Genomic DNA, 23,482 nt, shown 5'->3' with positions numbered 1-23,482 from the left:
CATGACCGGTTCCATCGAGCAGGGCGCCAGCCGGACCCGCGGGAGCACGCACATCCTGCACTTCCTGGTGCGGCTCCCGAGGCCCATGGAGACGGTCTGGCCCGCTCTGACCACGACGGACGGGCTCGCCGGCTGGTTCACCCCGGCCGACGTCCTGGAACCCCGCCTGGGTGGCGCGGTCACCCTCCGTGACCTCGGCTCCGGGCGGGTCACCGCCTGGGACGTGGAGCGGATCGCCGAGTACACGCTGGAGGGCGGCGCGCGGCTCAGGTTCCATCTGGAGCGGGACGGGGACGACGGCAGCGTCCTCCGCTTCACTCACGAGTTCCGGGGCGGGCAGGAGTCGGAGCGGCGGTGGCGGGCCCGGTTCGAGCGGTTGGTCGGCGACCTCAGTCGACCGTGATCGAGTCCAGCTTCCCCCGCAGATACGCATGCGAGTCGACCGGCTCGTAGGCCACCCTCCCCACCGGTGCCGGTACGGACTCCACGAGCGTGCCCGGGGTGCACTCGCCGAAGTAGACGAGGGACATCAGCTCCTCGGCGGGGGTGTCGGCGGGCGGGGGCAGGACGCGGTGGCGGCCGGAGCGCCAGCGGTCGCCGGTCCAACGGGCCATCAGGTCACCGATGTTGATGGTGAACGCAGCCGGGTCGAAGGGGGCGTCCTCCCATCCCCCCTCGTCCGTGTAGACCTGCAACCCGCCCTTGCCGGCCTGCCGGTCGAGGATGGTGACCGTTCCGAAGTCGGTGTGCGGGCCGATCCGGAACTGGCCGGGCTCGGGTTCGCCGATGACCTCGGTCCCCGGATACCAGTTGATGTTGAAGCCGTACGTCGGATGGTCCATGTGCCGGGAGAAGAAGTCGGGTTCGAGCCCGAGGGCCTCACCGAGGAGGGAGAGAAGGGCCTTCTCCAGGTCGGCCATGCGGGCCAGGTACTCCTCGCAGAGGCGCTGAAGCTCCGGCACCTCGGCGGGCCATACGTTCGGCGCGTACCACTCCGCGTTGATCTCCGGGTCGTCGAACGGCTCGTGGGTCGCGAAGGTCAGCGACTCCTTCAGGTCCGGCGGGGTCTCGGTCCCCTCCGAGTACCCGTTGGCCTCCGCTCCCGGCCCGAGCCAGCCGCGTCCGCCGACCTTCACGGCGTAGGCCTGCTTGACGTCGACGGGCAGCGCGAAGAACGCCTTCGCGGCCGTCCGGATCCGGGAGCGCAGACCTGGGTCCACCTCGTGCCCGGTGACGAGGAGGAACCCGGCGGTCTGCAGCGCCTCGTCGACGGTGCGGGCGATCCGGGCGCGGACCTCCGGGTCGCCGTCGAACCATGGCTTCAGGTCGATCGTGGGGATACGGGGTTCAGTCACCGATGTCCTCGTTCCACAGGGCCGGATTGTTCTTGATGAATTCGCGCATCATCTCGACGCACTCGGCATCGTCCAGGAGCACGATGCCGACGCCGTGTCCGGCCAGCCAGTCGTGGCCGCCGTGGAAGGTGGTCGCCTCGCCGATCACCACCCGTGAGATGCCGAACTGCCGGACCAGACCCGAGCAGTACCAGCAGGGCGAGAGGGTCGTCACCATGGTCGTCCCGCGATACGACCGCTGCCGTCCCGCGGCGCGGAACGCGGCCGTCTCCGCGTGCATGGACGGGTCGTCGTCTTGGACGCGCCGGTTGTGGCCGCGGCCCAGGAGGGTGCCGTCGGCGCCGTAGAGCGCGGCGCCGATCGGGATGCCGCCCTCGGCGAGCCCGGCGCGGGCCTCGTCGATCGCGGTGGTGAGCCAGGTGCGTGCCTGTGCCTGATCCATGGGTCCACTCTGCTGGCCCGGAAACACCGGGGCAACGTGCGGAAAGTACTCTCCGGGCAGCCCACAGCCGGACGAACTGTCAGCGTCCCCCTCGCAGCCCCTCCGCCGCCCGCCCTGGAGGCCCCGTGTCCGCACTCACCCTCCGTGAAGTCCTGGCCCTCGACCCGGTCCGCGCGGCCGAGCCCGAGCTGCTGGCCGGCGCGGGCGCGCTGGACCGCCCGGTGCGCTGGGTGCACTCCAGCGAGGTCTACGAGGGCGCGAACTTCCTCGACGGCGGCGAACTGCTGCTGACCAACGGCTTCGGACTGACGGACGCCGACGACGGGGTCCGCCGGCGGTATGTGCGCGAACTGGCGGCACGCGACGCGGCCGGGCTGGCCGTGGAGGTGGGCCGCTCCCTGCCGACCATGCCCCCCGAGGTGATCGACGAGGCGGGCCGGGTGGGCCTGCCGCTGCTGGCCCTGCACCGGGTCGTGCCCTTCGTACGCATCACGGAGGCCGCGAACCGGGCGATCGTGGCGCGCGGCCTCTCGGCCCGGCATTCGGTCGTACGACCGTGGGGTGACGACCACACCGCCGCGCTGCTCGCCGATCTGGCGGACCGGGCGGCGCTGAACCAGCCGGAGGTGGAGGCGCGGGCCGCCCTGGCCGGATTCCACCCGGGCCCGGGAGCACGTCTGATCGGCGTCTCCCTGCACGGCACGCGCGAGACGGGCGCCGTGGACCGGGCGGTTCGGCTGCTGGGCGGGGCGGGCGTACTGAGGGCCGCCTTCCCCGGGGACGTGCTGGCGTTGCTGGCGTTGCCCGCGCAGTCCCGCCCCGGTGGCGCACGGGACCCGGTGCGGGCGGTCCAGGAGGCGTTCCGCACGGCGGCCGACACCGGCCTGACGGTGGCGGTCGGTCATGCGGTCGGCCACTCGGTCGCCGCCGGCAGCGGCTGGCTGCGCTGGAGCGACACGCTGCGGGCGGCCCGTACGACGCTGGAACTGGCGCTGACGGTCCCTGCCGCGGAGCCGGGAGTGCCGGAGGGACCGCTCGTCACCTCCTCCCGCGCCCTCGCCCTGGAACGGGAGTTGACGAGGGGCGGCGTGGACGCCAACCGGGAGCGCCTCGCGGGCATGGTCCAGCACGCGCTCGGCCCCCTGCTCGCCTGGGAGGCGGCCCACCCGAGCGACCTCGTACGCACTCTTGAGGTCCACCTGCGCCATGGCTGCTCACCGACCCGCACGGCCGCGCTCCTGCACATCGGCCGGCAGTCGCTCTACCAGCGGCTGGAGCGGATCGAGTCCTTGCTCGGCCTGGAGATCGACGATCCGGATCTGCTGGGCGAGTTGCTGGCGGCGGCCTGTGCGCATCGGGTGGTGCGGGGAATGGGGGCCGAAGTGGGGAGCGGGCTGCGGACAGTGGCCTGAAAGGCGGGAGAACCCGGGGACATCGCGGGCTACGGCGGTCCCTGCGACGCCCCTTCTCTCCTTGTCGCGACTGCGCCGAAAACTCCGTACGGCAGTCGGCCGATCGCGTACCGTGAGGGCACGGAAGCGCACGTGAACGGCCGTCACGGGGGAGGCGGTTATGGCAGGTCCGCCCCCGTGGCGCACCCCGGTCCTGCTCGCCGCGGCCGGTACGGCGTTCGGGACCTACGTCCTGGTCGTCACCGCACCCGACCGGCACCACGACTCCACCTCCACGCTGTTCTCGGGGGCGGTCGGCGGGCTGTATCTCGGGGCCGGGCTGCTGGCGCGGCTGCGCCGGCCCGGGAACCCGGTCGGGCTGCTGAGCCTGAACGTCACCGACGACGGGGTGGGCGGCGCGGACCCGGGCGACGGCGGCACCGGGCTGCTCGGACTGCGCCACCGGGTCTCCGCGTACGACGGCCGGCTGACCGTCCGCAGCGGCCCCGGCGAGGGCACGGTCGTCGCCGTGACCCTGCCCACCACGACCAAGGGCGAGAAGGGCGAGCCGGCATGACGGGCGACACCGGTTCCCGGGGGCTGCGCATCGTGCTGGCCGACGACGACCCGGTCTACCTGCGGGGACTTGCGATCATCCTGGAGGAAGAGGGCCACGAGATCACGGCACGGGCCGGGGACGCGCGCGGGCTGCGGGCCGCCGTCGCCGACACCCTGCCCGATCTCGCCGTGGTCGACATCAGGATGCCGCCCACGCACACCCTGGAAGGGTTACGGGCGGCCGTGGAGATCCGCCGCGCCCACCCGTCGGTGGGCATCCTGCTGCTGTCCAAGGACATGGAGCTGACCCATCTGCGGCAGCTCCTGGAGGCGGGGCCCGCGGCCGCCGCCGGAGGCATCGGCTACCAGGGGGAGCGGGAGAGGGCGTACGGCCGTAGCGCTGACGCTGGTCCTGGCCGTTCTCGGCCTGCTGGCGGCCAAGTGCCCCGGCGACAAGGCCGCCCAGAAGGTCGCCGTCAAGGCCGTCGCGCGCGGAGTGACGAGCGCCGCGCCCTTCTTCGTGCGGCTCGGCAGCGACATCGCTCTCGGGGCCGCGATCGACTACATCACGGGGGAGATCGAGGGCGGCGACCCGGGTCTGTACGGGGGGACCCGGGACGCCGGCCACTGCGACAAGGCGAAGCTCGTCGAGTACCTGGAGAAGCCGGAGAACCGGGGCAAGGCCGAGGAATGGGCCGACGTCGAGGGCCTGGACGGCATCGGCGAGATCAGGGGTTTCGTGGAGAAGCTGACACCGGTCCTGTTGCGGGCCGACACCCTGGTCAAGAACCACGACTTCAGGAAGGGCAGGGCGACGGCGTTCGACGCGCTGCTCGAAGCGGGCATCGCCGTGCTGGTCGACCGGTTGGGGAACCCGGCGGTGCAGTGCAGCTGCGGCAACCCGCTGGCCGCGTACGAGAAGGACATCGACGTGGCCGACGTGAAGTTCGACGACCGCAACCAGAAGTGGGCGTCGTACGACTCGGAGAAGCTGGTCAAGGTCAAGCCCGCGCCCGAGGACGAACCGGTCGACGTCTACCAGCTCGTCGACGTCGAGAACCCGGACACGGGACTCGCCCGCGAGGCGGGCTCGGACGGCACGCAGGACGAGGTCCTGCCGGAGATGCCGGATCCGGACGACCCGTCCGTGACGCCCTCCGACCCGACCACGCCCACGGCGGGGACGGTCACGGTGCCCGACGTACGGGGTCAGCTCCTCGCCGACGCCCAACCCGCCCTGGAGGCCCAGGGGTTCCAGGTCACCACGTTCGAGGAGGTGACCGACGCGGCCCTGCCCGGCACGGTCCTCGCACAGAGCCCGGAGGCGGGGACCGAGGCTCCGGGCGACGCCCTGGTGACGCTGACCGTGGCGAGCGCCGGCACCGTCACCGAGGACCCCACGCCGGGGGACATCGAGAGCGGGGCAGCCGACGCGGGCGGACTGTCCGGGGGTACGGCCGACGGCGGCTGACTGACGCCGGAGGGGGCGGGGCGCCGGTGCCTGGGGGGAGGCATCGGCGCCTCTGCTCTGGGCAGCTCTGGGCAGCTCCGGGCCGCTCCGGGCGTGAACGCTTTCTCCCCTTTCGGCGTCACAGTACCGACCGAAGCGGACGGAGGGGGACATGAGTAACCGAACGTATCGAGCCATCGCGGCGACAGCCGCCGTCCTGGCCCTGGGCGCGCTACCGGCCTGCGGCACCGAGACAGGAGCCAGTACGAGGACGGAGCCCGCGTCCGAGACGGAGACCGCGACCGCCGGCGGTACGACAACGAAGTGCGTCGGGACCCGGCCCCTGGACTCCCTCCCCGGCTTCCCCGGCGCGGAGGGCGGCTCCGACGACACCCCCCTGTACCGGACGCTCGCCTACATCGACCTGGACGCCAAGCCCCGTTACCCCGCCGCCTTCACCGGGCTGTCCATCGACGAACCCCACCGGACCCTGAAGGTCTGGCGCATCCCCTCCGCCGCCCTCGACGCCGACCTCTGCGGCGCCGCCGAGAAGGGCGTGACGATCCGGCTGTACGACACCGACGTCACCCGCAAGACCCTCGACGCCCTCGCGGAGCGGATCAGCGAGGACATGCACCGCTGGGACGGCACCTTCCAGATGCGTGAAGTCGGTGTGCAGGAGGAGGGGTTCGTGAGTATCGGCGTCGACGATCCCGCGAAGGCCGAGCCGATCCTGAAGGAGGCCTACGGGGAGAGGTACCTCAAGGTCGGGCACGTGGAGCAGGCGCAAGCGCAGGTCGGGTGAGTCCCGCAGCATGCGCCGGGGCGGGTCGAACAGTCCCACGGGGTACGGGGCTTCGGTGTGAGCGTTCGGTGCTGCGCTTATGCTGAGCGTGCCCGCACAGGTCACAGGAGTCACCAGAGCCACAGGGCTCACACGGTCACCCTGGCCACCGGGCACGCGGGAACGTACCTGGAGGGGATTGTGGCAGCGCTGGAGCCCGACGACCCGGTCTCCGTGGGCGACTACCGGTTGCTGAGCCGACTCGGCGCGGGCGGCATGGGCCGGGTGTACCTCGGCCGGTCACCCGGCGGGCGGCTCGTCGCGGTCAAGGTGGTGCACGCCGAACTGGTCCGCCGGCCGGAGTTCCGGTCCCGTTTCCGCCGGGAGGTGCGGGCGGCCCGGCTGGTCAGCGGGGCCTTCACCGCACCGGTGATCGACGCCGACCCGGACGCGGCCCAGCCGTGGCTGGTCACCAGCTACATCGCCGGGCCGTCACTGGCGCAGCGGGTCGCCGAGGACGGTCCGATGTCCACGGAGGCCGTGCTGGGCCTGGCGGCCGGGCTGGCCGAGGCGCTGCTGTCGATCCACTCCGTGAACCTCGTCCACCGCGACCTCAAGCCCTCAAACGTGCTGCTCGCCGAGGACGGTCCGAGAGTCATCGACTTCGGGATCGTCCGCACCATCGAGGCCGACTCGATCACCAGCACCGGCAGCATGGCCGGCTCGCCGGGATTCATGTCCCCCGAGCAGGTCAGCGGCGACGAGGTGGCACCGGCCAGCGACGTCTTCTGCCTCGGCGCGGTCCTCGCCTTCGCGGCGACCGGCGGCAACCCCTTCGGCGGCGGCCCGACCCCCGCCCTGCTGTACCGCGTCGTCCACAACGAACCCGACGTCGAGGCGATCGCCGACCCCGCCCTGCGGTCCCTGATCAGCGCGTGCCTGGCCAAGGACCCCGCGGTTCGCCCCACACCGCGCGAGATACTCGCCCGCGTGGGCCCGGCGGGCGGCGAGGACATCGTTGCCATGTCGCGCGCCACCCAGTGGCAGTCGGCTCCCGCATCCGGAGCGGCCCCGCTCCCGCGCCCGGCCGTTCATGACTCCTCGGCGCACCCGGCCGCCCATGAGGCGGGTGAGCCCTCGGCCGCCCCCACCCCGGCCACCCGGCCGCCGCACCCGCGCACCCCCACCCGGCCCTACCCGGACCGTCCGGCCACGCAGTCGGACTCGGCCCGCGCCGCCTCGCCATCCCTCAGCGAGCCGCACCAGCAGACCGCCCCCTCCACTCCCGCCCGCAACCGCCGCGCCTTCCTCCTCTCCGGCGCCGCTGTGCTCGCCGCGACCGGGACCGGCGCCGGTTTCTGGCTCAACCGGTCCGGAACCGATGGCACGGGCGCGGCGGGAGGCGCCTCGCCCGCACCGTCCGCCACGTCCCGCCGCCCCCAGCCCGTCGGCGTCTGGCGGCTCGGCGAGGCCTCGGGGAACGTCGTCAGAGCCACCGTCGGCGGCCACAACGGCACGGCGACCGACGTCCGTTGGAACGCGGGCAAGGACGGTGCCGCCGCATTCGACGGGTCCAACAGCCAGGTCGTCATCGACGGCCCGGTACTCCAGACCGGCCCCGGCCGCAGCTTCACGGTCGCGGCCTGGGTCTGCCTGCCCGCCGCGCCGGACTCCTTCGCCACCGCCGTCAGCCAGGAGGCAGCCTCCGACAGCGGCTTCTACCTTCAGTACTCGGGCGTCGAGAAGCGCTGGGCCTTCGCCCGCCCCGGCCTGTGGGCCGTCGGCTACACCGTGCCCACCATGAACACCTGGACGCATCTGGCCGGTGTCTGCGACGGCCCCGCCCGCAAGCTGCGGCTGTACGTCAACGGCGTCCAGGAAGCGGCGATCGACGACACCAACCCGACCGTCTCCACCGGCCCTCTGCTGATCGGCCGGGCGCAGTACCAGGGCCGGCCCAGCGGCTTCTTCCCCGGATCCATCAAGGATGTCCGGGTGTTCGGCCAGGCCCTCAGCGCCGCCCGGATCAAGTCGCTCCAGTGACCCGCGGCCGCGCCCGCAGCACCCCGTACAACCCCGCGCTCACCACGAACCCGACCAGACACGTGATGTCGCCGAAGGCCGGCCACTGCTCCGGCACCCAGCCCACGTACTTCTCCTGGTTGGAGAACAACGGCACCGACACCACGATGCCGGTCAACAGGGCGGCGACACCGGGCCAGTTGGCGAAGGTACGGTCGCCCAGACGCCGGGACAGCTCCGCGTCCGGCGTACGGGCCCGGAGCCACCGCTCCACCAGGACCACCCCCAGCCACGGACCCACCCAGTAGGCGATCACCAGCAGGAACGCCTCATATGCGTGCCCCGCGTCCGCGAGCGACGCCCACGCCGCCGCCGTACCCGCAAGACCGCACAGCACGACGATCGCGCCGCGGCCGAGCCACGCGGGCAGCTTCAGGCCCAGGGACGTGATCGACATGGCGGAGGAGTAGACGTTCAGGGCGTTGGCGGAGACCGCGCCGAGGATGATGGCGAGCAGGACCAAGTTGCTGAGCCAGCCCGGGAGATGGCCCGTGAAGGCGGCCGTCGGCGTGGCGCCCTCCGGGGCGACGATCGTCGCCGACGCCGCGCCGATCACGGAGACCACCGCCACGGAGACGAAGAGACCGACGGCCGGATACAGCGCCGTCCGGAAACGGTTCGCCGTGCGCGGGAGGTAGCGGGAGTAGTCGGCGGCGCCCGGGTTCCAGCCCGCCGCATAACCCCAGGCCGCGCTGAAGGCGAGCAGGAAACCGCCGATGCCGCCGCCCGCGTCGGGGGCGCCGAGGTCCGCCTCCTTGAAGGTCCACACCCCGGCCAGCAGGAAGATCACCGCGAGGGCCGGGAACGCGTACTTCTCGAAGGCGTGCACGAAGTTGTGCCCGATGAAGCCGATCACGATCTCGGCCGCCACCACCAGCAGGAGCGAGGGGAGCGGACGCAGGCCGGTCAGCGTGTTGAGCGCGAATGCGGCGCTCACGCTGTTCACCGCGAACCAGCCGACACCGGCGACCAGCGCGTTCACCCCGGAGGGCAGCAGATTTCCCTTGAACCCGAAGGAGAAGCGGCCGATCGCCATCTGCGGCACGCCGAACCGCGGGCCGTCCAGGGACAGGATCCCGTGGGTCAGCGCCCCGAGCCCCGTGCCCAGCAACAGGGCTGCCGTCGCCTGCCAGAAGTTCAGGCCGAAGAAGAGGACCGAGATCACGCCGATGTAGACGGTCGCGAACTCGATGTTCGGAGACGCCCAGGTCCACAGCAACTGAAGCGGACTGCCGTGCCGTTCGGCGTCGGGGATGGGTTCCGAGCCCGCCGTCTCGACGGCGATGACCTTGTCACCGTATTCGGGGGCGATCGTGCCGGCGGAGTCGGCGGGAGCTGTCGTCATGCGTGACAAGTGTCCGGCCCGCACGCACCCCGGCCCAGGGGCGCATTGTCCGCTTCGGGGGGCTCGGAGGCGTACAGCCTGTCAGCCGGAGCCTGTGAGCCGGAGCCCCTCAGTCGCCCTTGGGGTCGTCACCGCGCTTCTTCTCCTCCTCCTCGTCCTTGAGGGACTTGAGGAAGTCGGGATTGTCGTCCGGCGCGACGAACTTCGTACGGCGGCCCGGGGAGAACGGCGTGATGCCGCTCGCCGGGGACTTGCGGACCTTGCCCGCCACCAGCCACGCGACCGGGCCGACCAGCACCTCGCCGAAGAGCAGGATGATGAACACCCACGCCACCTTCGGCAGCCCCTTCACCTCGTTCTCCGGGGTGTTCAGACAGTCGATGAAGGCGTAGATCCACAGGGCCAGGACCAGCAGAAGGGGCAGATACCTGAGCATGAAGGCGGCGATCCCCCAGTAGACGGCGAGGGGCTGGCGACGGCCCCGGTGACGGGGCCAGGGTAGCCGGTGACCGATACTGGGACACATGGCTTACGACGATCTTCGCTCCCTGCTCAGGGCGCTGGAGCGCGAGGGCGACCTCAAGCGCATCAAGGCCGAGGTCGACCCGTATCTGGAGGTCGGGGAGATCGTCGACCGGGTCCAGAAGGCGGGCGGCCCGGCGCTGCTCTTCGAGAACGTGCGCGGCTCCAGCATGCCGCTCGCCATGAACGTCTTCGGAACCGACCGGCGCCTGCTGAAGGCCCTGGGGCTGAAGTCGTACGGCGCGATCTCCGAGAAGATCGGCGGCCTGCTGCGCCCCGAACTGCCGCACGGCTTCGTCGGCGTACGCGAGGCCTTCGGGAAACTCGGCGCGATGACGCACGTACCGCCGAAGAAGGTGAAGGACGCCCCCGTCCAGGAAGTCACCCTGTACGGCGACGAGGTCGACCTCGACGACCTGCCCGCCCTCTTCACCTGGCCCAAGGACGGCGGCTCCTTCTTCAACCTGGGGCTCACCCACACCAAGGACCCGGAATCCGGCATCCGCAACCTCGGGCTCTACCGCCTCCAGCGCCACGACAAGCGCACCATCGGCATGCACTGGCAGATCCACAAGGACAGCCGCAACCACTACCAGGTCGCGGCCCGGCGCGGTGAACGCCTGCCGGTCGCCATCGCCTTCGGCTGCCCGCCCGCCGTGACCTACGCCTCGACCGCCCCGCTCCCCGGCGACATCGACGAGTACCTGTTCGCCGGGTTCATCGCGGGCAAGCGGATCGAGATGGTCGACTGCAAGACCGTGCCGCTCCAGGTGCCGGCGCAGGCGGAGGTCGTCATCGAGGGCTGGCTGGAACCCGGTGAGATGCTGCCCGAGGGTCCCTTCGGCGACCACACCGGCTTCTACACCCCGCAGGAACCCTTCCCCGCCCTGAAGATCGACTGTGTGACGATGCGGAAGCGGCCGCTCCTGCAGTCGATCGTCGTAGGCCGCCCCCCGACGGAGGACGGACCGCTGGGGCGTGCAACGGAACGCTTCTTCCTCCCACTGCTGAAGATCATCGTCCCGGACATCGTGGACTACCACCTGCCGGAAGCAGGGGGTTTCCACAACTGCGCGATCGTCTCGATCGACAAGAAGTACCCCAAGCACGCCCAAAAGGTGATGCACGCTGTATGGGGTGCGCACATGATGTCCCTCACCAAGCTGATCGTGATCGTCGACTCCGACTGTGACGTCCACGATCTGCACGAGGTCGCCTGGCGGGCCCTCGGCAACACGGACTACTCCCGCGACCTCACGGTCGTGGAGGGTCCCGTCGACCATCTCGATCACGCCTCCTACCAGCAGTTCTGGGGCGGCAAGGCGGGTATCGACGCAACGAAGAAGTGGCCCGAGGAGGGCTACACACGAGACGGCGGCTGGCCCGACATGGTCCTGTCCGATCCGGAGACGGCGGCGACGGTCGACCGCCGGTGGAAGGAGTACGGCCTGTGAGTTCGGCTTCCGCCGCGATCCCGCAGCCGGGACGCACCAAGGCGTTTCTGCGCCTGGTGATGATCGAGCACTCGGTCTTCGCCCTGCCCTTCGCCTATATCGCCGCGCTCACCGCGATGTTCGAGATGGACGGGAACATCCACTGGGGCCGGCTGCTGCTGGTGACCATCTGCATGGTGGGTCTGCGGACGTTCGCGATGGCGGTGAACCGGATCATCGACCGGGAGATCGACGCCCGTAACCCGCGCACGGCGCACCGCGAGCTGGTGACCGGCGCGATGTCGGTGCGGCACGCCTGGACGGGCGCGCTGGTCGCGGTCGTGGTGTTCCTGGGCTCGGCGGCTCTGCTCAACCCCCTGTGCCTGGCCCTCGCCCCGATCGCGGTCGTGCCGATGGTGGTCTACCCCTACGGCAAGCGGTTCACGAACTTCCCGCAGGCCATCCTCGGACTCGCCCAGGCCATGGGCCCGATCGGCGGCTGGCTCGCGATCACCGGTGAGTGGTCCTGGGACGCGGTGATCCTGGGTCTCGCCGTCGGCGTCTGGATCGGCGGCTTCGACCTGATCTACGCCTGCCAGGACGTCGAGACCGACCGCGAGATCGGCGTCATGTCGGTCCCGGCCCGGTTCGGCATCCCGGCCGCCATCCACGGCGCCCGCGTCTGCCACGCCGTCACGACCGGCCTCCTCGTCTGGTACGCCGTGGCCACCGACGCGGGTGCGTTCTTCTGGCTGGGCCTGATGATCGTCGCCGGCGCCTTCGTCTACGAGCACTCGATCGTCCGCCCGCACGATCTGTCCCGCCTGAACAGGGCGTTCTTCAGCGTCAACGGGTTCATCGGGATCGCCCTGTTCGTGTGTGCGTTGATGGATCTGCTGGTGCGGGGACTCACGGTCTAGCGGCCGCGCTCCGTTGGGTGTGCGGTTCGTTTGTCTGCGGGCCGGTGGGGGCTGGTCGCGCCCCGCGGCGGAGCCGCATATCGATACAGCCCCGCGCCCCTGAAGGGGCGTGATGCGCACCCGGCTTCAACCAGTTCCCCTCAGGCGCCGCGCATGGGTATGGCCGGGCGACGGAACAGAAACGCCGCCACGACGCCCGACACCAGGCCGATCAGATGGCCCTGCCAGCTGACGCCGGTCTGGGTCGGTGCCAGCCCGGCCAGTATCGAGCCGCCCCACACCGCGGCGATCAGCAGGCCGACGAGGACGCCGAGTGGTCGGCGTTCCACGAAGCCGCTCACCAGCAGGAAGCCGAAGAGGCCGAAGATCAGGCCGGAGGCGCCCGCGGTGTTGCTGTGCGCCGGGGCTATGAGCCACACACCCAGTCCGTCCGCGACGATGATCAGCGCGCAGGCCATCGCGAACCGGCGCAGGCCGCCGAGGGCCGCGAGGAAGCCGAGGACCAGCAGCGGCACGCTGTTGGCGGCGACATGGGCGAAGCCGAAGTGGAGGAAGGCGGCGGGCACGATGTCGACCAGCTCGGACGGTTCGCGCGGGGTGATGCCCAGGCCGTCCAGCGCATGGCCGCTGACCACGTTGACCACTTCGAGCAGCCAGAGCAGGGCCACCCAGCCCAGCATCAGCTTGGCCGCTGTCCTCGCACGGTCGCCGCCCGTCGGTGTCCGGCCCGCACCGGCACCGACACCCGGCCTCGCTCCCGCCCTCCAGCCGGAGCCCGCACCCAAATCCGCCATGGCGTCCCCCAGCCCTAGCAGTCCCAGCCCGTCACTCATGGCAACGGCCCGCACCCTCGGCCGGTTCCCGCCCCGCGAAGCCGGATAGGCTCGGTGTCGTGAACCGAGCCAAGCCAGGAGAGACGGCGCGTACGCCTTGGATCGTAGGGGTGTCCGGCGCCTCCGGCACCCCGTATGCCGCCGCCGTGCTGCGCGCCCTGCTGGCCGCCGGTGAGAGCGTCGACCTGGTCGTCAGCCGGGCCTCCCGGCTCACCCTGCTCGATGAGACGGGCATCTCCTACCGGGACGCGCACTGGCGGGAGGACCTGCGGGAATGGCTGTCGCGGGGGGCCGACGGCAAGCCGGACATCTTCGACGTGGACGTCACGGGCGTGCGGCACTGGGCTGCCGGGGACCTGGCCGCGGGCCCGTCATCGGGGTCGTACGTCACCAAGGGGATGCTGATCGTGCCCGCCTCGACCGCCTGTGTCGCGGGCGTCGCGCTCGGGCTGTCGAAGGACCTGCTCCAGCGGGCAGCGAGCGTGACCCTGAAGGAGGGCCGAAAGCTCGTCGTCGCCGTGCGCGAGGCACCCCTGAACGGGCAGACCCTGCGCCATCTGGTGACACTGGACGACGCGGGCGCGACCGTGGTGCCCGCCTCGCCCGCCTTCTACGCGGGGGCCACGCACATCCAGGACCTGGTGGACTTCGTGGCCGGCCGGGTCCTGGACGCGGCGGGTGCCGAGCACGACCTCTACCGCCGCTGGAAGGGCGAACTCGGCGGCGGGTCGGGCAGGACCTGAGCCTCTCAGCACACCCAAGAACATCCCAATCGTCGGAATCAGCGGAAGGCTTCGAATCGCATGGACGCGGTGGACAGGCAGCTCATCCAGGCCCTGAGAGAGAACGGCCGGGCCTCGTACGCGGAGCTGGGGCGCCTCGTCGGCCTGTCGGGACCCAGCGTCACCGACCGCATCAACCGGCTGGAGGCGGCCGGCGTCATCACCGGCTACCGCGCCACCGTGGACGCCGCCTCGCTCGGCCTCGGCGTCACCGCCCTGATCGGTATCTCGCTCTCCGACGCCACCGACCACGAGGACGTGGCCCAGCGGCTGAAGGACCTCTCTGAGATCGAGGACTGCTGGTTCATCGCCGGCGAGGACTCCTACATGCTCAAGGTGCGCGCCGCGGACGTCGACGGTCTGGAGAAGATCATCCGTCGGCTCAGCGGTACCAAGGGCGTGTCCCGGACCCGCACGACGATCGTGCTCTCCACGAAGTGGGAGAACCGGGTGGGCGAGCTGCCGGGGGAGGGCTAGGCGTACGGTTGTCGGGGTTCGTCACTAGGAGAGGCAAACGCATGGACGTCGGGCTCAAGCGCGAGCTGGAGCAGAAGGTCAGGGCCGGTGAGCGGCTGACCCGTGAGGACGGCATCGCGCTGTACGAGTCGGACGACCTGGCCTGGCTGGGCGGTCTCGCGCACGAGGTGCGGACGCGCAAGAACGGCGACGTCGTGCACTTCAACGTCAACCGTCACCTCAACATGACCAACGTCTGCACGGCCTCCTGCGCCTACTGCTCCTTCCAGCGCAAGCCGGGCGAGAAGGACGCGTACACGATGCGCATCGAGGAGGCGGTGAAGCTCGCCAAGGCGATGGAGGGCGAGAACCTCACCGAGCTGCACATCGTCAACGGCCTGCACCCGAACCTCCCGTGGCGGTACTACCCGCGGTCGCTCCGGGAGCTGAAGGCGGCTCTGCCGAACGTGTCGCTCAAGGCGTTCACGGCGACGGAGATCCACCACTTCGAGACGATCTCCGGGCTGAGCGCGAGCGAGATCCTGGACGAGCTGATCGACGCCGGGCTCGAGTCCCTCACCGGCGGTGGCGCGGAGATCTTCGACTGGGAGGTGCGGCAGCACATCGTCGATCACCGCACCCACTGGGAGGACTGGTCGCGTATTCACCGGCTGGCGCACGAGAAGGGTCTGAAGACCCCGTGCACCATGCTGTACGGCCACATCGAGGAGCCGAAGCACCGCGTCGACCACGTCCTGCGCCTGCGTGAGCTCCAGGACGAGACGAACGGCTTCCAGGTCTTCATCCCGCTGCGCTACCAGCACGACTTCGTGGACATGCAGGACGGCAAGGTGCGCAACCGCCTCCAGGCCCGCACCCAGATGGCGACCGGCGCCGAGGCCCTGAAGACCTTCGCGGTGTCGCGGCTCCTCTTCGACAACGTCCCGCACGTCAAGGTCTTCTGGGTGATGCACGGCGTGCAGACCGCCCAACTGGCCCTCCAGCACGGCGCCGACGACATGGACGGCTCGGTCGTCGAATACAAGATCACGCACGACGCCGACAACTACGGCACCCCGAACAAGCTGACCCGCGAGGACCTGCTGGACCTGATCACGGACGCCGGCTTCCGTCCGGTGGAGCGCAACACGCGCTACGAGATCATCCGCGAGTACGACGGCCCGGACCCGGCGCGCCGGGAGTCGCCGCAGCCCATGCGGGTGTGAGCCGGTGACGTTGTCGTTCGAGCTGGACCCGGCGGTCTCGCCCGCCCTCCGGGACGAGGTGCTCACGCTGTGGGCGGACGTGTCGAACGCGGGCGGCTCGGTCGGCTTCGTGCCGCCGGTCACCGCGGACGAGATACGCCCCGAGCTGGTGAAGCACCTGGCGGCCATGGCGGAGGGCCGTACCCGGCTGCTCGTGGGCCGGGACGCGGCGGGCACGGTCGCCGCGACCGCGTTCATCACCCACAACACGCACCGGCTGATGACCCACTGGGTGTGGCTCTACACGGTGATGGTCCACCCGCGGCACCAGGGCCGGGGCTACGGCCGTGACCTGCTCGCCGCCGCCGAGAACGCGGTCCGCACCCTCGACGGCATCGAGGCGATCCGCCTCACCTGCCGCGGCGGCCTGGGTCTGGAGCGCTTCTACGGCTCCTGCGGCTACAAGGAGGTCGGCCGGATACCGGGCGCGATCAGGGTGGCGCCGGGGGACGACAGGGACGACATCGTCATGCTGCTGCCGCTGACCTGACCGCCGTACCCCCCTGCAAGAGCGGGACGCCACCGTGCTTCACTGGAGGGTGTCCTTCGGGGACACGCGGACCGACCGGAACCGGAAGAGTGGATTGAGATGCTCCGCTACACACTGATGCGCCTCGGAGTCTTCGCGGGCTGCCTCGTGGTCGTCTGGGGCCTCGTCTACTCCGGCCTCGCCCCGCGCGGCCTCGGTGCCTCCAACGGCATGTGGGTCGTCCTCCTCGCCCTCGTGCTCTCCGCCCCGATCAGCTTCGTGGTGCTGCGCAAGGAGCGGGACCGGGCGTCGGTGAAGATCGTCCAGAAGGTGGACCGGGTGAAGGCCAACCTGGACGCCAACCGCGCCCAGGAGGACATGGCGGACGACACCTCCCGGGCACAGGGGCACGCTTCTTAGGGCTCTGCCCCGGCCTGCGAACCGTAGGCTGACCCCCATGGGTGCCGTGAAGACCAAGCGGATGCCGCGTGCCGTTCGTGAGCAGCAGATGCTCGACGCCGCCGTACAGACCTTCGGCCAGCGCGGATACATGGCCGCGTCGATGGACGAGATAGCCGAACTCGCGGGCGTGTCGAAGCCGTTGGTCTATCTGTACCTCAACTCGAAGGACGACCTCTTCACGGCGTGCATCCGCCGGGAGGCGACCGCTCTCACCGAAGCGGTGCGCAAGGGCGTCGACCCGAGCCTTCCCGCGGACCGCCAACTCTGGGCGGGACTGCGGGCGTTCTTCACGCACACCGCGCGGAACCCGGACGGCTGGTCGGTGCTGCACCTCCAGGCCCGTACGCACGGCGAGCGGTTCGCCGCCGAGGTCACCGCGATGCGCGAGGAGATCGTCGCGTTCGTGACCCAGTTGATCCTGGCCGGCGCCCGTGAGGCCCACCGCAACCCCGATCTGCCGGAGCGTGAGGTCGCCGGTCTCGCGGAGGCCCTGGTCGGCGCCGCCGAGTCGCTCGCCGCCTGGGCGAACGCGACCCCGGGTGTGACCGCCCGCCAGGCCGCGGCGACCCTGATGAACTTCGCCTGGGCGGGCCTGGGCGATCTGACGGAGGGCCGCCCCTGGTCGCCGCCGGAGGCTCAGGCCGGGTAGACCCCGCCGCTGACGTGCGTGCGGTCGCCGCCCCGCAACTCGAACCGCTCTCCCTCCGCCGCGTACGTCACCGTCCCCGGCAGCAGCACCGGCGCTCTGAACTCGGCCCGCACCAGCGCCCGTTCCGGCACACCATGCGCCGCCAGACACCGTGCCGCCGTCCACATCCCGTGCGCGATGGCCCGCCGGAAGCCGAACAGCCGGGCCGTCAGTGGATGGAGATGGATCGGGTTGCGGTCCCCGGACGCGGCCGCGTACCGCCGCCCGACGTCCTCCGCGAGCCGCCACTCGGCGACACCGGGCAGCGCCGGCCCCGGGTCTTCCTTCGGCGCCCGGTCCGTACGGCCGTCCGTCCGATGCCGGGCGAGATACGTGCTCCGCGACTCCCATACGACGTCCCCGGCCGTCCGCATCTCGGTGACGACAGCGGCCTGCGTGCCCCGTCGGTGCGGCGCCAGTCCGTCGACGTAGACCGTCACTTCGTACTCCCCGGTGGCCGCGAGGGCCCGCCGCTGCGTGATCTCGATCGACGTGTGGACCAGACCGAGCAACGGCAGCGGAAAGCCCCGCCCGCTCATCAGCCGCATGGCCAGCGGGAAGCCCAGCACATGCGGATAGGTCACCGGCAGCGCGTCGTCCCCGGTGGCGAACCCGCACACGCGCTCGTACGCGGCCAGCCGGGCGAGGTCGACGCGCAGGCCGGGCAGGACGAGCCGGGTGCGGGGGAAGTCGGCGTCGGGGCGGGGTCGTTTGAAGGGGGAGAGGAGTGCGCCGCGGGCGAGCAGAGGTGCGAGGGCGGGCACATCGGTCAGGACGGCCATGTTCATCTCCCCACGTGAAAACTCTGCTTACTCGGGAGTAATGTTACCGCAGGTAAGGTGGCGTCGAGGAGACGGCCCGGAGGCGTCGGAGGTGAGGATTTCTCACCTTGGGGCGCCGTGAATGGCCAGGTAGATTAGGTAAGTTGACCTCGTTTCGGCGGCGGCCTGTGTGATCGCCGAGGTTGCACATCCCCGGCCCTGTACCGCCCCGTAACCCGCACGAACCCCACACCTGGGCGCCGTACGATCTCCCACCTAACCAGCGGTAACACGCGTGGCCGCACACCCGCTGGTGAACGCCGCAGTACGCGCTGCGCGTACTTCATGCAGCAGAGCGGTTCGAGCTGCACGCCCCAGGAGCTGCCCATGTCGATCCCGCAAGCGTCTTCGTCCGGCTACACCCCCGACTTCGGCATCGACCTCGACTACGACGGCGAGCCGGTCCTCAGGGCGCCGCAGATACGCCGGCTGGACGGGGTGGTCCGGGAGGCGTCCATACCGCCGCTGGTCGCGCCGGCCGCGCACGGCTCGCTCGCCGACCTGCCGTTCGACAACGAGGAGGCCGCGCCGGGTCAGGTGGTCCTCAGCCGCAAGACGGCGGACGGCAGCTGGACGGACGTGACGGCGGCCGAGTTCGCCGCGCAGGTGCACGGGGTGGCCAAAGGGCTGATCGCCGAGGGACTGGTCCCCGGCGACCGGGTCGCCATCATGGCGCGCACGACGTACGAGTGGACGCTCCTCGACTTCGCCGCCTGGGCCGCCGGCCTGGTGACCGTCCCCGTCTACCCCACCTCCTCCGTCTTCCAGGTCCGCTGGATCCTCCAGGACTCCGGTGCGGTCGCCCTGGTCACCGAGACCGCCGGGCAGGCCTCCGCCCTCGGCCCCGAGCGCGAACGCCTGCCCGACCTGCGCCATATGTGGATCATCGAGAAGGGCCATGTGGACCGGCTCGCGGAGCTGGGTGAGCGGGTGCCGGACCAGGAGGTGGACGTACGCCGCGGGATGCTGGTCCCCGACACCCTCGCCACCCTCATCTACACCTCGGGCACGACCGGCCGGCCCAAGGGCTGCGCGCTCACGCACGGCAACTTCTTCGCCGAGGTCGACAACGCGATCGAACTCCTCTACCCGATCTTCAAGTCGAGGACGAGCGAAGAGGCGTCGGTCCTGCTGTTCCTGCCGATGTCGCATGTCTTCGGCCGCATGGTGGCGATCGCATGCGTCCGGGCGCGCGTACGGCTGGGCCATGCGCCGAGCCTGAAACCGGACGAACTGCTCCCGGATCTGGCCAGCTTCAAACCGACCTGTCTGCTGGCCATCCCGTACATGCTGGAGAAGATCTTCAACAGCGCGCGGGCCCGTGCGGAGAGCGGCGGCCGGGTCTCGTCCTTCGACCGCGCGGCGAACGTGGCCATCAAGTACGGCGAGGCCACGGAGGCGAAACAGACGGGGACGGGCTCCGGCCCGAACCGGGCCCTGAAGGCCGCGCGCACCTTCTACGACCCCCTGGTCTACCGCCGTATCCGCAACGCCATGGGCGGACGCGTGCGGTACGCGATCTGCGGCGGCTCACCGCTGGGCAGGCGGCTGGCCGCGTTCTACGCCGGCGCGGGCATCGAGATCTACGAGGGCTACGGCCTGACCGAGGTCACCGGCGCGGCGACCATCACGCCCCCGCTCAAACCCCGCCTGGGCACGGTCGGCTGGCCGCTGCCCGGCACCAAGGTCCGGATAGCGGCGGACGGGGAGATCCTGCTGGCCGGCGGTCAGGTGCTGCGCGGCTACTGGGACCCGCAGGCCGGGGGCGTGGTGCCCGCCGCCCCCGACGGCTGGCTGGCGACGGGGGACATCGGAGTCCTGGACGACGAGGGCTACCTGACCATCACCGGCCGCAAGAAGGAACTCCTGATCACGTCGGGCGGCAAGAGCGTGGCCCCCGCGCCGCTGGAGAACTGGCTCCGCTCCCACCCCCTGATCTCCCAGTGCATCGTCCTGGGCGACGGCCGCCCCTACGTCTCCGCGCTGATCACCCTCGACCTCGACGGCATCACCCACTGGCGCCAGATGAACGGCAAGCACCCCGTCCCCGCGGAACTGCTCGTCAACGACGAGGAGTTGACCGCCATCCTCCAGCGTGCGGTGGACGAGGCGAACAAGCTGGTCTCCCGTCCCGAGTCGATCCGCCGCTTCGCGATCCTCCCCGGGGACTTCACGGAGTTCTCCGGCCATCTGACCCCTTCCATGAAGCTGCGCCGGGAGGCCGTCATGCGGGACTTCGCGGCGGAGGTGGAGGGGCTCTACGCGAGGTGAGGGACGACAGGATGGAAAACGGTTGCTAGCTCGTTACGACAACAGCTTGACGTGACATGCCGTTTCCGCGTTTGCTACCGCCACCCGGGTCAGCAATGTCGCTCGTCCGCTCGGAAGGCGCCAGTAGTGAACGTTCGTACCCCCCACACGTCAGCTGCACGTCGTGTCGTCATAGCCCTCGCCGCCTCGGCCTCGGCCTTCTCGCTCGCCGCCTGCGGTGTCATCGACGGGATCGGCGGCGGCGACAGCTCCGCGTCCCCGGAGAAGGGCGACGACATCACGGTCGGTCTCCTCCTGCCCGACAAGGACACGGCACGTTTTGAGAGGTTCGACTACCCGCTCATCAAGAAGGAAGTAGCCGCCCTCACCAACAACAAGGGCAAGGTCGTCTACGCCAACGCCGAGGCGAGCGTGGACGAGCAGAGCAGACAGTTCCAGCAGATGGTCGACGACGAGGTGGACGTGATCCTCGTCGACGCGCTGGACTCCAAGGCCATCGCGTCGGATGTGCAGAAGGCCAAGGACGCGGAGATTCCCGTCATCGCCTACGACCGGCTCGCGGAGGGGCCCATCGACGCGTACGTCTCCCACGACAACGAACTCGTCGGTGAGGTCCAGGGCCGCACGCTCGTGGACGAACTCGGCTCGAAGGCCGCGTCCGGCAAGGTCGTCATGATGAACGGCGATCCCGGCGATCCGAACACGGCGCGGTTCAAGAAGGGCGCACTCGACGAGCTGGACGGCAGGGTCCAAATCGTCAAGCAGTACGACACCGACAAGTGGTCGCCCGAGGTCGCCAGGGCGAACATGAAGGCGGCGATCCAGGCCGTCGGGCTGAACAACATCGCCGCCGTCTACTCCGCGAACGACGGTATGGCGGGCGCCGTCATCGAGGCGCTGAAGGATGCGGGTGCAAGCAGCATTCCGCCGGTCACCGGGCAGGACGCCAATCTGGACGCGGTGCAACGGATCGTCTCGGGCGAGCAGTTCATGACCGTCTACAAGCCGTTCCAGCTGGAGGCGACCAACGCCGCCAAGATGGCCGTGTACAAGATCCAGGGGCTCTCGATCCAGTTCGACTCGCTGACCCAGGACTCGGTCGACAGCCCGACGCAGGAGGACATCCCCGCGCAGCTGGTGCCGGTGGTCGCCGTCACGCAGGACAACATCGAGGACACGGTGATCGCGGACGGCGTCTACACCGTCAAGGACATCTGCACCTCCGCGTACGAGGCGGACTGCGAGGCCATCGGCCTGAAGTAGTCAGCCCCGGGTGTCCCGGCGGTAGCTCTCCACCAGATCCGCGAACGCCCTGGTCGCCGGGCACGGACAGTCCCGGTCTCTACGTGAGCTGCGACCGCCGGGCCGGCGGGACTGTCTCGCCGTGGTCTCGGCGGCTGAGCGCGTCCGCTAGGCGGGTTTGCGGACGATCAGGCTCGCCTGCTGAGCCACCTCGTTCGGGGCGGGCTCGCGCACCATCTGCATGACGGGCGCGAACCCGGCGGCCCGGAGCAGCCCGTCGATCTGCTCCGGCCGCCGCCGCTGGAAGTCCAGCACCACCTCATGCCCGAAGGGCCGGTCGTGGCGCCGGGGTTCGTCGCCGATCTGGAACGCGATCAGGAGGTGGCCGCCGGGTGCCAGGACGCGGCGGAACTCGGCGAACAGGGAGGGGAGTTCGTCCACAGGCGTGTGGATGGAGGAGTACCAGGACACCGCCCCCGCGAGCGAACCGTCGGGAAGGTCCAGCTCCAGCATCGAGCCCTGCTCGAACCGCAGCCCGGGGTTCTCCCGCCGGGCGATCGCCAGCATCGACTCCGACAGGTCGAGCCCGAGGACGACGTCCAGCCCGAGGGAGGCGAGGTGCGCGGTCACCCGCCCCGGTCCGCAGCCCAGGTCGGCCACGCGCCCGCCCGGCCCCACCAGTTCCGCGAACCCGGCGAACACCGCCCGGTCCAGCGGCTTGGCGAGCTCGGTACGGAACAGGTCGGCGTAGTCCTCGGCGATGGCGTCGTAGAAGGTGCGGGTGGCGGTGAGGAACTCGGCTTCGGTCATGGCGGGGGACCCTACCGACCCCCACTGACACTCACCCCACTCCCACCGCCCGCAGCACCGCCGCGGTCCCCGCGGCGCCCAGCACCACGACCACGAACGGCGCCCGCCTCCAGGCCAGCACGCCCGCCACCAGCACCCCGCCCGGCCGCGCCCACCCCGCGAACTCCCCGCCCTCGGTCAGCGCACCGGTCACGAGGAGAGCGGCGAGCAGGACGACCGCACCGGCCGACATCAACTCCTGGACCTTCGAGGGGAGTTCGACACGTCCGTACAGGACCGGCCCCACCAGCCGGAAGGCGTACGTCCCTACCGCCAGCGCCAGAATCATCGCGATCGTCGCGCTCATACCGCCGCCCGCCTCCGCCCGTGCACAAAGAGCCCGGCGAGCGCGAGCAGCACCGGCACCCCGGCCGGGACGACGGGGGTCACCGCCAGCGCCACCACCGCGCCGAGCACGGCGGCCCGCCGTATGCCCGCGTCCTTCCGCAGCGCGGGCAGCACCAGCGCGACGAGGACGGCGGGGAAGGCCGCGTCGAGGCCGTACTTCCCGGTGTCGCCGAGCGCGCTCCCGGCGAGCGCCCCGACCAGCACGCCCGCGTTCCATACGACGAACAGGCCGATCCCGGAGACCCAGAACGCCGTCCGTCGCTGTACCGGATCCGTCTGGGCCAGCGCGAAGGCGACCGTCTCGTCGGTGACCAGGTGGGCGCCGAGGAGGCGGGACACGCGGCCTGGGCCGATGATCTCCGCGACGGCGAGGCTGAAGGCGACCGTACGGGTGTTGAGCAGCAGGCCCGTGGCGGCCGCCGCGACCGGGCCGCCCCCGGCGAGCAGCACGCCGACCGCGCTGAACTGGGCGGAGCCCGCGTACACGACCAGCGACATCACCACCGGCACCCACACCGGCAGCCCGCCGGCCACCGCGATCGCGCCGAACGAGACACCGACGACGCCGCCGGCCAGCCAGACGAGGGCGCTGTCGCGCAGGAGGGGTGTCATGTGGGGCGTCATGAGGGGTGTCATCATCGGTGTTCGGATCAGCGAACGCATGTTTTCCACAATGAACGGTCGGCTATCGTTCGTCAAGGCGAACGATCGTAC

The 23,482-nt window shown here is 70.7% G+C and carries 25 protein-coding genes and 1 pseudogene; 17 read left to right on the top strand and 9 right to left on the bottom strand.

Translation table 11 applies throughout. The features are described from left to right. Position 1 precedes the first annotated feature (1 nt). Entirely contained in the window at positions 2 to 403 is a 402-nt protein-coding gene (locus ACIHFB_RS36520; protein ID WP_365281469.1) for an SRPBCC domain-containing protein, read from the top strand. Here ACIHFB_RS36520 and ACIHFB_RS36515 read toward each other — a convergent pair. Further along, the gene (locus ACIHFB_RS36515) at positions 390 to 1,355 is read right to left on the bottom strand and encodes a 2-oxoglutarate and iron-dependent oxygenase domain-containing protein (protein ID WP_365281467.1); all 966 of its coding nucleotides are present in this window, start codon (positions 1,353 to 1,355) and stop codon (positions 390 to 392) included. The two genes, ACIHFB_RS36520 and ACIHFB_RS36515, sit on opposite strands and share 14 nt — an antisense overlap. Beyond that, positions 1,348 to 1,797, bottom strand: a complete 450-nt coding sequence (locus tag ACIHFB_RS36510) for a nucleoside deaminase (protein WP_400129128.1) — start codon at positions 1,795 to 1,797, stop codon at positions 1,348 to 1,350. Before ACIHFB_RS36510 ends, ACIHFB_RS36515 begins: the two co-directional genes overlap by 8 nt. A 125-nt stretch (positions 1,798 to 1,922) precedes the next feature. On the opposite strand from ACIHFB_RS36510, the gene ACIHFB_RS36505 reads away from it, so the two are divergent. The 6 genes and pseudogenes from ACIHFB_RS36505 (at position 1,923) to ACIHFB_RS36480 (ending at position 8,023) form a co-directional block, all read left to right on the top strand. Beyond that, a complete protein-coding gene (locus ACIHFB_RS36505; RefSeq protein WP_400129127.1) occupies positions 1,923 to 3,209 on the top strand; it encodes a PucR family transcriptional regulator in 1,287 nt (428 codons plus the stop codon). 160 nt (positions 3,210 to 3,369) lie between these two features. Continuing rightward, the gene (locus tag ACIHFB_RS36500; RefSeq protein WP_400129126.1) at positions 3,370 to 3,765 is read left to right on the top strand and encodes a hypothetical protein; all 396 of its coding nucleotides are present in this window, start codon (positions 3,370 to 3,372) and stop codon (positions 3,763 to 3,765) included. Continuing rightward, positions 3,762 to 4,070, top strand: a pseudogene (locus tag ACIHFB_RS36495) (response regulator); the annotation flags it as partial. The gene ACIHFB_RS36500 and the pseudogene ACIHFB_RS36495, both read left to right, overlap by 4 nt. 172 nt (positions 4,071 to 4,242) lie before the next feature. Then, on the top strand, positions 4,243 to 5,217 hold the full coding sequence (locus ACIHFB_RS36490; protein WP_400129125.1) for a DUF6777 domain-containing protein: 975 nt from the start codon (positions 4,243 to 4,245) through the stop codon (positions 5,215 to 5,217). A gap of 151 nt (positions 5,218 to 5,368) precedes the next feature. Beyond that, positions 5,369 to 6,001: a hypothetical protein gene (locus ACIHFB_RS36485; RefSeq protein WP_400129124.1), complete on the top strand. Its 633-nt coding sequence runs from the start codon at positions 5,369 to 5,371 to the stop codon at positions 5,999 to 6,001. Between the two features lie 180 nt (positions 6,002 to 6,181). Further along, positions 6,182 to 8,023 carry a LamG-like jellyroll fold domain-containing protein gene (locus ACIHFB_RS36480; RefSeq protein ID WP_400129123.1) on the top strand — a complete coding sequence of 614 codons (1,842 nt, stop codon included), beginning with the start codon at positions 6,182 to 6,184 and terminating at the stop codon, positions 8,021 to 8,023. Here the strand turns inward: ACIHFB_RS36480 and ACIHFB_RS36475 are convergent. After that, complete coding sequence (locus ACIHFB_RS36475) at positions 8,007 to 9,407, bottom strand: cytosine permease (RefSeq protein WP_365281445.1); 1,401 nt, start codon at positions 9,405 to 9,407, stop codon at positions 8,007 to 8,009. The two genes, ACIHFB_RS36480 and ACIHFB_RS36475, sit on opposite strands and share 17 nt — an antisense overlap. 109 nt (positions 9,408 to 9,516) lie before the next feature. Further along, positions 9,517 to 9,843 carry a PLD nuclease N-terminal domain-containing protein gene (locus tag ACIHFB_RS36470; protein WP_365281442.1) on the bottom strand — a complete coding sequence of 109 codons (327 nt, stop codon included), beginning with the start codon at positions 9,841 to 9,843 and terminating at the stop codon, positions 9,517 to 9,519. Between the two features lie 88 nt (positions 9,844 to 9,931). On the opposite strand from ACIHFB_RS36470, the gene ACIHFB_RS36465 reads away from it, so the two are divergent. Both ACIHFB_RS36465 and mqnP read left to right on the top strand, forming a co-directional pair. Next, entirely contained in the window at positions 9,932 to 11,383 is a 1,452-nt protein-coding gene (locus ACIHFB_RS36465; RefSeq protein ID WP_365281439.1) for a menaquinone biosynthesis decarboxylase, read from the top strand. Beyond that, a complete protein-coding gene (mqnP, locus tag ACIHFB_RS36460; protein WP_400129122.1) occupies positions 11,380 to 12,282 on the top strand; it encodes a menaquinone biosynthesis prenyltransferase MqnP in 903 nt (300 codons plus the stop codon). The genes ACIHFB_RS36465 and mqnP overlap by 4 nt, the downstream gene beginning before the upstream one ends. A gap of 140 nt (positions 12,283 to 12,422) precedes the next feature. Here mqnP and ACIHFB_RS36455 read toward each other — a convergent pair whose 3' ends face one another. After that, complete coding sequence (locus tag ACIHFB_RS36455) at positions 12,423 to 12,962, bottom strand: rhomboid family intramembrane serine protease (protein WP_400129190.1); 540 nt, start codon at positions 12,960 to 12,962, stop codon at positions 12,423 to 12,425. A gap of 212 nt (positions 12,963 to 13,174) precedes the next feature. Here ACIHFB_RS36455 and ACIHFB_RS36450 point away from each other — a divergent pair, with 212 nt between their 5' ends. From ACIHFB_RS36450 to ACIHFB_RS36425, 6 genes are all read left to right on the top strand, one after another. After that, positions 13,175 to 13,858, top strand: a complete 684-nt coding sequence (locus ACIHFB_RS36450; RefSeq protein WP_365281433.1) for a UbiX family flavin prenyltransferase — start codon at positions 13,175 to 13,177, stop codon at positions 13,856 to 13,858. A gap of 60 nt (positions 13,859 to 13,918) precedes the next feature. Next, the gene (locus ACIHFB_RS36445; protein WP_365281430.1) at positions 13,919 to 14,374 is read left to right on the top strand and encodes an Lrp/AsnC family transcriptional regulator; all 456 of its coding nucleotides are present in this window, start codon (positions 13,919 to 13,921) and stop codon (positions 14,372 to 14,374) included. Between the two features lie 41 nt (positions 14,375 to 14,415). Further along, complete coding sequence (mqnE, locus tag ACIHFB_RS36440; RefSeq protein WP_365281427.1) at positions 14,416 to 15,579, top strand: aminofutalosine synthase MqnE; 1,164 nt, start codon at positions 14,416 to 14,418, stop codon at positions 15,577 to 15,579. Positions 15,580 to 15,583: 4 nt separating this feature from the next. Beyond that, positions 15,584 to 16,108, top strand: coding sequence for a GNAT family N-acetyltransferase (locus tag ACIHFB_RS36435; protein ID WP_400129121.1), 525 nt, complete (start codon positions 15,584 to 15,586; stop codon positions 16,106 to 16,108). 99 nt (positions 16,109 to 16,207) lie between these two features. Continuing rightward, entirely contained in the window at positions 16,208 to 16,507 is a 300-nt protein-coding gene (locus ACIHFB_RS36430; protein WP_365281421.1) for a DUF4229 domain-containing protein, read from the top strand. Positions 16,508 to 16,544: 37 nt separating this feature from the next. Then, complete coding sequence (locus ACIHFB_RS36425) at positions 16,545 to 17,198, top strand: TetR/AcrR family transcriptional regulator (RefSeq protein ID WP_365281418.1); 654 nt, start codon at positions 16,545 to 16,547, stop codon at positions 17,196 to 17,198. Here the strand turns inward: ACIHFB_RS36425 and ACIHFB_RS36420 are convergent. Continuing rightward, positions 17,186 to 18,019 (bottom strand): MaoC/PaaZ C-terminal domain-containing protein, encoded by an 834-nt coding sequence (locus ACIHFB_RS36420; protein WP_365281416.1) that lies wholly within the window; start codon positions 18,017 to 18,019, stop codon positions 17,186 to 17,188. The genes ACIHFB_RS36425 and ACIHFB_RS36420 overlap by 13 nt on opposite strands. Positions 18,020 to 18,385: 366 nt before the next feature. Here ACIHFB_RS36420 and ACIHFB_RS36415 point away from each other — a divergent pair, with 366 nt between their 5' ends. Then, a complete protein-coding gene (locus ACIHFB_RS36415; RefSeq protein ID WP_365281413.1) occupies positions 18,386 to 20,329 on the top strand; it encodes an AMP-dependent synthetase/ligase in 1,944 nt (647 codons plus the stop codon). A 126-nt stretch (positions 20,330 to 20,455) separates the two neighbouring features. After that, entirely contained in the window at positions 20,456 to 21,592 is a 1,137-nt protein-coding gene (locus ACIHFB_RS36410; protein ID WP_365281410.1) for a substrate-binding domain-containing protein, read from the top strand. 147 nt (positions 21,593 to 21,739) lie between these two features. Here the strand turns inward: ACIHFB_RS36410 and ACIHFB_RS36405 are convergent, their stop codons facing one another. Genes ACIHFB_RS36405 through ACIHFB_RS36395 form a run of 3 tightly spaced genes read right to left on the bottom strand, consistent with a single transcriptional unit; the run spans position 21,740 to position 23,380 of the window. After that, positions 21,740 to 22,381, bottom strand: coding sequence for a class I SAM-dependent methyltransferase (locus ACIHFB_RS36405; protein ID WP_365281407.1), 642 nt, complete (start codon positions 22,379 to 22,381; stop codon positions 21,740 to 21,742). 31 nt (positions 22,382 to 22,412) lie between these two features. Beyond that, entirely contained in the window at positions 22,413 to 22,727 is a 315-nt protein-coding gene (locus ACIHFB_RS36400; RefSeq protein WP_365281404.1) for an AzlD domain-containing protein, read from the bottom strand. Beyond that, the gene (locus ACIHFB_RS36395) at positions 22,724 to 23,380 is read right to left on the bottom strand and encodes an AzlC family ABC transporter permease (protein ID WP_365281401.1); all 657 of its coding nucleotides are present in this window, start codon (positions 23,378 to 23,380) and stop codon (positions 22,724 to 22,726) included. The genes ACIHFB_RS36400 and ACIHFB_RS36395 overlap by 4 nt, the downstream gene beginning before the upstream one ends. Between the last annotated feature and the right edge of the window lie 102 nt (positions 23,381 to 23,482).

It is taken from the genome of Streptomyces sp. NPDC051963 (assembly GCF_044593495.1).
In the GTDB taxonomy this organism is placed as follows: Bacteria; Actinomycetota; Actinomycetes; order Streptomycetales; family Streptomycetaceae; genus Streptomyces.
Note: the sequence above shows the minus strand (reverse complement) of the source record. Positions and strands in the feature narration are given on the sequence as shown.